The sequence below is a fragment of the Gammaproteobacteria bacterium genome, assembly GCA_003696665.1.
Classification (GTDB): domain Bacteria; phylum Pseudomonadota; class Gammaproteobacteria; order Enterobacterales.
The window spans coordinates 1-1,053 of record RFGJ01000203.1; the positions used below are offsets into that span (position 1 = coordinate 1).

Below are 1,053 nucleotides of genomic sequence, written 5' to 3' on the forward strand. Positions count from 1 at the left end.
AATGATACGCTCAAATGCCAAGCGGCATGCATTGGGAGACCCCGGCATAGCGAAAATCAGTGTGCCGTTGGCCAGTCCAGCCACCGCGCGGGATTGCACTGTGGAGGTGCCAATGTCTTCGTAGGAAAGCTGACGGAAGAGTTCGCCAAAACCATCGACCGTGCGATCAAACAAGGGCGTCAGTGCTTCAGGAGTGTTGTCTCGTTCAGTGAATCCGGTGCCGCCGGTGATCAGTACCACTTGCACGCCATCATCGGCAATCCAGTTCGAGACAATGGCACGCAGTTGGTAGATATCGTCTTTGACGATGGTCCTATCGACCACGCGGTGTCCGGCCGCCAGAGCCGCTTGCTCTAAATAATCGCCCGACGTGTCATTCTCGCGTGTTCTAGTATCCGAGACAGTCAGTACCGCGATGTTGAGCGGTTGGAAAGGCTGCGCTGTTTTATGTCCCATGTTGTTGTCCTCGTCTTGCCAATCGTTGATAAATTTCTTCCCATCGTTCTGGCGTGTTAATGTTTTGGAGCTGTTTTTGTTCGATCTCTGAAACTTTTAGTTCCGTATGGTCAATGTGTTCAAGTAGCGCTTTGAGCGACCGTTTTCTGGGATCTGGCTGTTCTAACAGCCTACGAATCAGTTTTTTGCACTCTGGTGTGACCGATAACAATATGGGCAGCGGAAAACCGCAAAAAATACGGGCTTTCCCTTTCGGGGGACGGGTGCGCAGGCGACGCAGCAATGTCGGGGTCAGCAGCGGCATATCAACCGGAATCACCAGCATTTTGTCTGGTCGCATCTTGTGCATCACAGTCTCAATCGCGCCTAGTGGGCCAAGATTCGGCAGCCTGTCTGGCAGCCAGCCCGGATGTGGTCCACAGATGACCACCTGGGAACATCCAGATTGATACAGCAGTTGCTCCGCATGTTCGGCTTGCGTGAGGCCACTGGGTAGTTTCAGCAGGCTTTTGTCTTGCCCCATACGCCGAGAACGGCCACCTGCGAGTACCACGCCGAGCATGGTTCATCCCCCAATCATGGCCAGTTGTTTGGTCA

At 53.7% G+C, this 1,053-nt stretch carries 2 protein-coding genes; both read right to left on the bottom strand.

Annotated features, from left to right (window positions below; translation table 11 throughout):
* The coding region (gene moaB / locus D6694_05910; GenBank protein RMH44401.1) for a molybdenum cofactor biosynthesis protein B at positions 1–456 on the bottom strand (456 nt) is incomplete at its 3' end.
* Entirely contained in the window at positions 446–1,018 is a 573-nt protein-coding gene (locus D6694_05915) for a molybdenum cofactor guanylyltransferase (GenBank protein RMH44402.1), read from the bottom strand. The genes moaB and D6694_05915, both read right to left, overlap by 11 nt.
* Positions 1,019–1,053 lie beyond the last annotated feature (35 nt).

Coding starts and splice junctions, on each gene's coding strand:
- D6694_05915 (RMH44402.1), bottom strand. CDS start 1,018: ATGCTCGGCGTGGTACTCGCAGGTGGCCGTTCTCGGCGTATGGGGCAA.